This window comes from Pseudomonas sp. SDO524_S393, from assembly GCF_054071875.1.
The window spans coordinates 1-9,942 of record NZ_JBSVVZ010000117.1 but is presented as its reverse complement, the minus strand read 5'-3'; the positions used below and the strand labels follow the sequence as shown (position 1 = coordinate 9,942).

General features: G+C 63.3%; 7 protein-coding genes. All 7 read left to right on the top strand.

What is annotated here, in order from left to right; translation table 11 throughout:
- Nucleotides 1-171 precede the first annotated feature (171 nt).
- The 7 genes from prmA (at nucleotide 172) to ACW9IB_RS28585 (ending at nucleotide 9,853) form a co-directional block, all read left to right on the top strand.
- Nucleotides 172-1,050, top strand: coding sequence for a 50S ribosomal protein L11 methyltransferase (prmA, locus tag ACW9IB_RS28615; protein WP_457416650.1), 879 nt, complete (start codon nucleotides 172-174; stop codon nucleotides 1,048-1,050).
- A 30-nt stretch (nucleotides 1,051-1,080) separates the two neighbouring features.
- Nucleotides 1,081-2,313 (top strand): DUF3426 domain-containing protein, encoded by a 1,233-nt coding sequence (locus ACW9IB_RS28610; protein ID WP_457416648.1) that lies wholly within the window; start codon nucleotides 1,081-1,083, stop codon nucleotides 2,311-2,313.
- Between the two features lie 186 nt (nucleotides 2,314-2,499).
- Nucleotides 2,500-3,513 (top strand): tRNA dihydrouridine synthase DusB, encoded by a 1,014-nt coding sequence (gene dusB / locus ACW9IB_RS28605; protein WP_457368975.1) that lies wholly within the window; start codon nucleotides 2,500-2,502, stop codon nucleotides 3,511-3,513.
- Nucleotides 3,510-3,830 carry a DNA-binding transcriptional regulator Fis gene (gene fis / locus ACW9IB_RS28600; protein ID WP_457343504.1) on the top strand — a complete coding sequence of 107 codons (321 nt, stop codon included), beginning with the start codon at nucleotides 3,510-3,512 and terminating at the stop codon, nucleotides 3,828-3,830. Before dusB ends, fis begins: the two co-directional genes overlap by 4 nt.
- Before the next feature lie 82 nt (nucleotides 3,831-3,912).
- Nucleotides 3,913-5,520, top strand: coding sequence for a bifunctional phosphoribosylaminoimidazolecarboxamide formyltransferase/IMP cyclohydrolase (gene purH, locus ACW9IB_RS28595; protein ID WP_457368974.1), 1,608 nt, complete (start codon nucleotides 3,913-3,915; stop codon nucleotides 5,518-5,520).
- A 167-nt stretch (nucleotides 5,521-5,687) separates the two neighbouring features.
- Complete coding sequence (gene purD, locus ACW9IB_RS28590; protein ID WP_457368393.1) at nucleotides 5,688-6,980, top strand: phosphoribosylamine--glycine ligase; 1,293 nt, start codon at nucleotides 5,688-5,690, stop codon at nucleotides 6,978-6,980.
- A gap of 101 nt (nucleotides 6,981-7,081) precedes the next feature.
- A complete protein-coding gene (locus ACW9IB_RS28585) occupies nucleotides 7,082-9,853 on the top strand; it encodes a response regulator (RefSeq protein WP_457416646.1) in 2,772 nt (923 codons plus the stop codon).
- Nucleotides 9,854-9,942 lie beyond the last annotated feature (89 nt).

The window sequence follows — 9,942 nt, the reverse complement described above, 5'->3', positions numbered from 1 at the left end:
TGGGCCAGTGACGGATGCGTTGACTGACACACCGCATTCGCGAGCAAGCCCGCTCCCACATTTGATCGGTGTCGCCCTTTGGACAGTCGTCTTCTGCCCGTCGCTCGCGTAAACTTGCGCGCTTTCGCAGCCTCTCCCCGCTGCACACTCATTTTTTCAAAGGTGCCCGCCATGCCTTGGCTGCAAGTCCGTCTCGCCATCAGCCCAGAACAAGCCGAAACCTATGAAGACGCGTTCCTCGAAGTGGGCGCCGTGTCCGTCACATTCATGGACGCCGAAGACCAGCCGATCTTCGAGCCGGAACTGAACACCACTCCACTGTGGTCCCACACCCATTTGCTGGCCCTGTTCGAAGACGGCACCGACGCTGCCGCCGTGCTGGCCCACATGGAACTGCTCACTGGCGGCCCTTTGCCGGAACATCACAGCGAAGTCATCGAAGACCAGGACTGGGAACGCAGCTGGATGGACAACTTCCAACCGATGCGCTTCGGCCAGCGCCTGTGGATCGTGCCGAGCTGGCACGCTGCGCCGGAGCCTGGCGCCGTCAACCTGCTGCTGGACCCGGGCCTGGCCTTCGGCACCGGCACCCACCCCACCACCGCACTGTGCCTGGAATGGCTGGACGGCCAGGACCTGACCGACAGCCACGTGCTGGACTTCGGCTGCGGCTCGGGGATCCTGGCGATTGCCGCCCTGTTGTTGGGCGCCAAGGAGGCCGTGGGTACCGATATCGACGTGCAGGCCCTGGAGGCTTCCCGCGACAACGCCGGGCGCAACAACATCCCTGAGCTCAAGTTCCCGCTCTACCTGCCGGAGCAATTGCCCCAGGTACAGGCTGACGTGCTGGTGGCCAATATCCTCGCCGGGCCGCTGGTCTCCCTGGCGCCGCAGCTGTCGAGCCTGGTCAAGCCGGGCGGCCGCCTGGCGCTGTCGGGCATCCTCGCCGAGCAGGGTGAAGACGTGGCCGCCGCCTATGCGCAGGATTTCGACCTGGACCCGATCGCCAACCGCGACGGCTGGGTACGCATCAGCGGTCGTCGGCGCTAGAATAAGCGCTTGCCTGAATCGGATGGCCGCATGACCGACAGTTTCGTCACCCAGTGCCCGCATTGCCAAGCTCGCTTTCGCGTCAGCCATGCTCAATTGAGCGTGGCCCGTGGCGTGGTTCGCTGCGGCTCGTGCCTGCAAGTGTTCAACGCCGCTCGCCAGTTGCTCGAACAGCGAGCCGGCGGACCTGCACCACAATCGTCGTCGCCGGAAACACCAACCGCCGAGGCGCCGCGGGCCATCAGCCAGAAGCAGTGGACCGCCGAAGAGCTGGACCTGGACAACCTGGACCTGGACGAAGAACTGGCCAAGCTGGAACGCCGCGAGATTCAGCACACCTTGCCCGTCGGCGCGGAACGCCGTCAGCCGGGCAACGACCGCCGACAAAAGGATGACAGCCTCAGCGCCAGCCGTGACACGGTCAAGGCCGAGGAAGAAAAGTGGGCGGCCAGCCTGTTCAGCGAGCCGCCGCAAGAGCGAATCCAGGCCGCGCAAGACGAACCTGAACCCGCGACCACTCCCGCGCCCCGGGAGCGCACCGAACCGTCCATGTCGTTTCACGCCGACGGTATCGACGACGAGCCGCCACTGCGCTCAACGCCGGAAGATGACGACATCGACCCGCCGTTCACGCCCTTGACCCCGGCGGCGGACCCCGAGCCCGAAGAACGCATCCTGCCCCGTCGCAAGCGCCCGCGCGCCGAAGCCAGTGTCCACGACGACGTGCTTCAGGACCTGGAAGACGACCCGCTGCACCTGTACGCACAAAAACGCCCGTCGGGCTGGGGCCGTCGCCTGATCTGGCTGCTGCTGGTGCTGATCGCCGCCGCCGGCCTTGCCGGGCAGTTCATCGCCTATCAGTTCGACGACCTGGCCCGCCAGGACGCCTACCGCCCATGGTTTCAAGAGCTGTGCCCGAAACTGGGCTGCACCGTGCCATCGCGGGTCGACATCGCCCATATCAAGAGCAGCAACCTGGTGGTGCGCAGCCATCCGGACTTCGCCGGTGCGCTGGTGGTGGATGCGATCATCTACAACCGCGCCACCTTCTCCCAGCCCTTCCCGCTGCTGGAGCTGCGTTTCGCCGACCTGAACGGCAGCCTGATTGCCAGTCGTCGCTTCAAACCCGCCGAATACCTCAGCGGCGAACTGGCCGGCGTCAGCGAAATGCCCTCGCAGACGCCCATCCATATTTCCCTGGATATCCTCGATCCAGGCAATAAAGCCGTGAATTACAGCCTGAGTTTCCATTCACCCGAGTGAATCGGTTCAGGCTTCGAGCGTTTGACGGCAGATTATTGACTTCGCCTTGCGCAACCAAACCGGCGGCGATAAAGAAATAACTGCTCAGATTTTATCCAATTCAGCCTTTATCCAGTCATCGAGAGCGGGTATCATGCCAACCCTTTTTCGAACTCTAATGATCCGGCCCCACAACAGGGAAGTCCTATGTCGGCGGTACGCATCGGCCCATACACATTGCAGAACGGCTTGATTCTCGCCCCGATGGCGGGCGTCACCGACCAGCCCTTTCGTCAGTTGTGCAAACGATTGGGCGCGGGCCTTGTAGTCTCGGAAATGGTCACCAGCGACATGAGTTTGTGGAACACCCGCAAGTCGCGGATGCGCATGATTCACGAAGGTGATCCCGAGCCACGCTCGGTACAGATCGCCGGCGGTGATGCGCAAATGCTGGCGGATGCGGCCCGGGCCAACGTGGAGTTGGGGGCGCAGATCATTGACATCAACATGGGTTGCCCGGCCAAGAAGGTCTGCAACAAGGCCGCCGGTTCCGCCCTGTTGAAAGATGAGCAGTTGGTTGCCGAGATCCTGCAGGCCGTTGTCGCCGCAGTCGATGTGCCGGTCACCCTGAAGATTCGCACCGGCTGGGACCGGGAGAACAAGAATGGCCTGACGGTGGCGAAGATCGCCGAGCAGGCGGGTATTACAGCGCTGGCGGTGCATGGCCGCACCCGCGCCGATCTGTACACCGGTGAAGCCGAGTACGACACCATTGCCGCGATCAAGCAGGCGGTGTCGATGCCGGTGTTTGCCAATGGCGATATCGACTCGGCCGAGAAAGCCCGGCGCGTGCTGCACGCCACCGGTGCCGACGGCCTGTTGATTGGCCGGGCCGCCCAGGGGCGTCCATGGATTTTTCGTGAGATCGAGCATTTTCTGCGTACCGGCGACATCCTGCCGGCACCGGAGCTGATCGAGGTGGAACGTATTCTGCTAGAGCATCTGGCCGCCCTGCACGCCTTCTATGGAGACGTGATGGGAGTACGCATTGCTCGCAAGCATGTCGGCTGGTATCTCGCAACCCTGCCGGGCGCCAGGGAGTTTCGCGCCCACTTCAATCGTTTGGATGATAGGGAAGCACAGTGCGCCAACGTTCGTGAGTTCTTCGGCGAGCGTTACAAGAGCCTGGGGACAGGGGACGGAGAGGGGGTGGCCGCATGACGATGATGACCGAGACTTTAGTGAGTGGAACAACACCCGTGAGCGACAACGTCAATTTGAAACAGCACCTCAACACGCCGAGCGAAGAAGGCCAGACCCTTCGCGGGAGTGTCGAGAAGGCGCTGCACAATTATTTCGCCCACCTTGAGGGCGCTCAAGTCACGGACGTGTACAACCTGGTGCTCTCCGAAGTCGAGGCGCCCTTGCTCGAAAGCGTGATGAACTACGTCAAGGGCAACCAGACCAAAGCCAGTGAGCTGCTGGGCCTCAACCGTGGCACCCTGCGCAAAAAGCTCAAGCAATACGATTTGCTGTAAGCATTCAATCAAACCAGAAAGGCGCCCGCGTAAAAAACGGTCGCCTTTTTTGCTGACTCCTTTGCTTTTGATGGAAATTGAAATGACCGACCAGACTACCCGCCTGCCGATCCGCCGCGCCTTGATCAGCGTTTCCGACAAGACCGGCATCCTCGAATTTGCCCGGGAGCTGGAAGCCCTGGGCGTGGAAATCCTCTCCACGGGCGGGACCTTCAAACTGCTGCAGGACAACGGCGTGGCCGCAGTGGAAGTGGCGGACTACACCGGCTTCGCAGAAATGATGGACGGTCGGGTCAAGACCCTGCACCCGAAAATCCACGGCGGCATTCTGGGCCGTCGCGGCACCGATGACGCGATCATGGCCGAACACGGCATCAAGCCGATCGACCTGGTCGCCGTGAACCTCTACCCGTTCGAAGCCACCATCAACAAGCCAGGCTGCGACCTGCCGACCGCCATCGAGAACATCGATATCGGCGGCCCGACCATGGTGCGCTCGGCTGCCAAGAACCACAAAGACGTGGCCATCGTGGTCAACGCCAGCGACTACGCCAACGTGCTGGAAAGCCTCAAGGCCGGCGGTTTGACCTACGCCCAGCGCTTCGACCTGATGCTCAAGGCGTTCGAGCACACCGCCGCCTACGACGGCATGATCGCCAACTACATGGGCACCGTGAACCAGGCCGCCGACACCCTCAGCACCGAAGGCCGCACCCAGTTCCCGCGCACCTTCAACAGCCAGTTCATCAAGGCCCAGGAAATGCGCTACGGCGAGAACCCGCACCAGAGCGCGGCGTTCTACGTGGAAGCCAAGCCTGCCGAAGTGGGTATCGCCACCGCGACCCAACTGCAGGGCAAGGAGCTGTCGTACAACAACGTGGCCGACACCGACGCCGCGCTGGAATGCGTGAAGAGCTTCGTCAAGCCGGCCTGTGTGATCGTCAAGCACGCCAACCCGTGCGGCGTGGCCGTCAGCCCGGACGCAGAAGGCGGTATCCGCCAGGCCTACGAACTGGCCTACGCCACCGACACCGAGTCGGCCTTCGGCGGCATCATCGCCTTCAACCGTGAACTGGACGCCGAGACCGCCAAGGCCATCGTCGACCGTCAGTTCGTCGAAGTGATCATCGCCCCAAGCGTCAGCGAGGAAGCCCGCGCCATCGTGGCGGCCAAAGCCAACGTCCGCCTGCTGGCCTGTGGCGAGTGGTCGGCTGACCGCGCCGCTGCCTGGGACTACAAGCGCGTCAACGGCGGCCTGCTGGTGCAGAGCCGCGACATCGGCATGATCGGCAGCCAAGACCTGAAAGTCGTGACCAAACGCGCGCCGACCGAGCAAGAGATCAACGACCTGATCTTCGCCTGGAAAGTGGCCAAGTACGTTAAATCCAACGCCATCGTCTACGCCAAGAATCGCCAGACCATCGGTGTCGGCGCCGGCCAGATGAGCCGCGTGAACTCCGCGCGCATCGCCGCGATCAAGGCCGAGCACGCCGGTTTGCAGGTGGTGGGTTCGGTAATGGCTTCCGATGCGTTCTTCCCGTTCCGTGACGGCCTGGACAACGCCGCGAAAGCCGGCGTGACCGCGGTGATCCAGCCGGGTGGTTCGATGCGTGATGCTGAAGTGATCGCTGCAGCGGACGAAGCCGGCATCGCCATGGTGTTCACCGGCATGCGCCACTTCCGCCACTGATCCAACACAGCCGGTGGGCCCTGGCTTGTGTGGGAGCTGGCTTGCCTGCGATGGCATCGACTCGGTGCATCCGATACACCGAGTCGCCCGTATCGCAGGCAAGCCAGCTCCCACAGAAAAGCAGCCCACGGTGTACCCTAGAATTTGCGTCATCCGAGGTTTTTGAAATGAATGTTTTGATCATTGGCAGCGGTGGCCGTGAACACGCCCTGGCCTGGAAAGTTGCCCAGGACCCACGCGTTCAGAAAGTTTTTGTCGCCCCCGGCAACGCCGGCACCGCCATCGAAGCCAAGTGCGAGAACGTTGCCATCGACGTGCTGGCGCTTGAGCAACTGGCCGACTTCGCTGAAAAGAACGTGTCCCTGACCATCGTCGGCCCGGAAGTGCCGCTGGTAGCCGGCGTGGTGGACCTGTTCCGCAGCCGTGGCCTGGACTGCTTCGGCCCGACCGCTGGCGCTGCCCAGCTGGAAGGCTCCAAGGCGTTCACCAAGGACTTCCTGGCGCGTCACAAGATCCCGACCGCCGACTACCAGAACTTTACCGAGATCGAGCCGGCCCTGGCCTACCTGCGTGAAAAAGGTGCACCGATCGTGATCAAGGCCGATGGCCTGGCCGCCGGCAAAGGCGTGATCGTGGCGATGACCCTGCAGGAAGCCGAAGACGCCGTGCGCGACATGCTCGCCGGTAACGCCTTTGGCGACGCCGGTTCGCGGGTGGTCATCGAGGAATTCCTCGACGGCGAAGAAGCCAGCTTCATCGTGATGGTCGACGGCAAGAACGTACTGCCGATGGCCACCAGCCAGGACCACAAACGCGTCGGCGACGGCGACACCGGCCCGAACACCGGCGGCATGGGTGCCTACTCCCCTGCCCCGGTGGTCACCGCCGACGTGCACCAGCGCGTGATGGACCAGGTGATCTGGCCGACCGTGCGCGGCATGGCCGATGAAGGCAACGTATACACCGGCTTCCTGTACGCCGGCCTGATGATCGACAAGGCCGGCAACCCGAAAGTCATCGAGTTCAACTGCCGCTTCGGCGACCCGGAAACCCAGCCGGTCATGCTGCGCCTGCAATCGAGCCTGGTGCTGCTGGTGGAAGCCGCCCTCGCCCAGGCCCTGGACAAGGTTGAAGCACAATGGGACCCACGTCCGAGCGTCGGCATCGTGCTGGCCGCCGGCGGCTACCCGGCCGATTACGCCAAGGGCGACGTGATTGAAGGTCTGGACGCGGCTGCTACGCTGGAAGGCAAGGTGTTCCATGCCGGCACCGCGCTCAAGGATGGCAAGGTCGTCACCGCCGGTGGCCGCGTACTCTGCGCCACCGCGATGGGAGCCAGCGTCGACGCCGCGCAACAACAGGCGTACGCGCTGACGGCGAAGATCGATTGGAAAGGCTGTTTCTACCGCAAGGACATCGGCTATCGCGCCATTGCCCGTGAACGTGGCGAGAACCAGTAAGTAGCTATTCGTTCGGTCAGGCAAGGGCCCCAGGCCCTTGCCGTTTGCAGGCCACCCCGCGCATAGTTAACCCGTGCATCAACCTACGAAGGGATTTCGCCGTGCGCTGGCTCAGGATCGCCATAGGTTTCACAGTCAGTCTGCTGACGCTGCTCTGCTTGTTCCCGGCCCAGGCCGCCGCGCAAGGCAGTGGCTGGGCAGTATTGCTTGATGAACAGGCCGACCTGCAACTGAGCGACATCCGTTCCACCCGCTACACCAACCAATTCAGCCCCATCGAACTGGACCGCATTACCGCCGCGGCGCCGGACGGCGCGTTGTGGGTACGCTTCAAACTGCAACCCGGCAAGCACGAACAACTGCTGCGGGTCTTCGCGCCCGACCTGTCCCACCTGAGCCTCTACGTCCTCGACGGCGACACCCTGGTGGAGCAACAAAGCACCGGCACCCGACAGCCCCAGGCCGAGCGCCCGCTGCCCAGCAGCGACTTCATGCTGCCGATGCCCCAGAGCCAGAAGCCCCTCGAGGTCTATCTGCGCCTGGTGTCGGAACACGAGCTGCGCCCTTATATCACCCTGGAACCGGCAGTCTTCGCCGCCGCCGACCAGAACCAGACGCTGATCTACGGCCTGCTGTTCGGCTGTCTGCTGATGCTGATCCTGCACAACCTCACCCGCTTCGCCTACCACCGCTCCCGCAGCAGCCTGTGGCTGGCGGCCTGCGAACTGCTGTTGATGCTCAGCCTGGCGCTGCTGCTCAACCTGGTGGGCCCGTGGTTGCCCAACTGGCACGCCGTGCAGACTCCGGGCGCCTACCTCGCCCTGCTGCTGACCGCGCCCTGCGGGCTGATGTATGCCTATCGCTTCTTCATGCCCCTGGGTCCGCACCCGCTGAACAAGCTGCTGATGGCCGACATCCTGCTCATCGTGCTGTGCGGCCTCTTGCTGCTGTTCGTCAACACGCTGCCGCTGAACATCATCACCTACGCCCTGGTGGCCCTGGCGGGCCTGAGCATGTTGTTCGTCTCGGCCTACCACTGGCAGAAAGGCTACCGGCCCGCGCGCCTGTTCGTGGCGGCGATGGTGGTGTTCAACATCGGCACGCTGATCATCCTGCCGGCCCTGCTTGGCCTCACTTTGGTGGCGCCGCAAGGCTTGATCGTGACCCTGCTCGGTTTCATCTGCCTCAGCGGCCTGCTGATGAGCCTGGCCCTGGGCGAGCGCCAGCGCGCCATTGTCGAGACACGTTTCAGCCTCAGCCGCGACCTGGCCGCCAGCAACGCCGAAATCGCGGCCAAGGCCGAATTCCTGGCGAAGATCAGCCACGAAATCCGCACACCGATGAACGGCGTGCTGGGCATGACCGAACTGCTGCTGGGCACCCCCCTGTCGGTGAAACAGCGCGACTACGTGCAGACCATCCACAGCGCCGGCAATGAACTGCTCACGCTGATCAACGAAATTCTCGATATCTCCAAGCTCGAGTCAGGGCAGATCGAGCTGGACGACGTGCAATTCGACCTCAATGCGCTGATCGAAGACTGCCTGAGCATCTTCCGCGCCAAGGCCGAACAGCAGAACGTCGAGCTGATCAGCTTTATCCAGCCCCAGGTGCCCCGCGTGATCAGTGGCGACCCGACGCGCCTGCGCCAGGCGCTGTTGAGCCTGCTGGAAAATGCCCTGCAGAAAACCGATGAGGGCGAAGTGCTGATCGTCGTCGCCCTCGACGAACGCAGCACCAAGCCACGCCTGCGCATCGCCGTGCAGGACAGTGGCGTACCGATGGAAGCCGCCGAGCGCGACGCCCTGCTGCACAGCGAATTGCACAGCAAGAACTTCCTCTCGGCCACTCGCTTGAGCGGCCACCTGGGTCTGGTCATCGCCCGCCAGCTCATCCTGTTGATGAACGGCGAGTTCGGCATCAAGAGCGGCAGCCACCAGGGCAGCACCCTGTGGCTGACCCTGCCGCTGGACCCGGAGCGACTGGAGCATCCGACCTCCGACCTCGACGGCCCGCTCAAGGGCGCGCGCGTGCTGGTGGTGGACGACAACGACACCTGCCGCAAGGTGCTGGTGCAGCAATGCACGGCGTGGGGCCTCAACGTCAGCGCCGTGCCATCGGGCAAGGAAGCCCTGGCCCTGTTGCGCACCAAGGCGCACCTGCGCGATTACTTCGACGTGGTGCTGCTGGACCAGAACATGCCCGGCATGACCGGCATGCAACTGGCGGCGAAGATCAAGGAAGACCCGAGCCTGAACCACGACATCCTGCTGATCATGCTCACCGGCATCAGCAACGCGCCGAGCAAGATCATCGCGCGCAATTGCGGGATCAAGCGCATCCTCGCCAAACCGGTGGCCGGCTACACGCTCAAGACCACCCTGGCCGACGAGCTGACCCAGCGCAGCAAAGGCGGCACGCACACACGCCAGGCCCTCAGCGCCCCGGCAGCCGTGACCGTGCCCACTGACTTCCGCATTTTGGTGGCCGAAGACAACAGCATCTCCACCAAAGTGATTCGCGGCATGCTCGGCAAGCTCAACCTCAACCCGGACACCGCCAGCAACGGCGAAGAAGCGCTGGAGGCGATGAAAGCCCAGCGCTACGACCTGGTGCTGATGGACTGCGAAATGCCGATCCTCGATGGTTTCTCCGCCACCCAGCAACTGCGGGCGTGGGAGGTGAGCCACCAACGGATCCGTACACCGATCGTGGCCCTCACGGCGCACATTCTGTCGGAACACAAGGAACGCGCGCGCCAGGCCGGGATGGACGGGCACATGGCCAAGCCGGTGGAGCTGTCGCAATTGCGCGAGCTGGTGGAATTCTGGGTCGCGCAGCGCCAACAGCGCCCTGAACATGCGCCTTCCTGACCGATCGTTCCCTCCCGACCTGAAGTACAGCCCATTGTGGGAGCTGGCTTGCCTGCGATAGCGGTGTATCAGCCACCTATTCGTTGCCT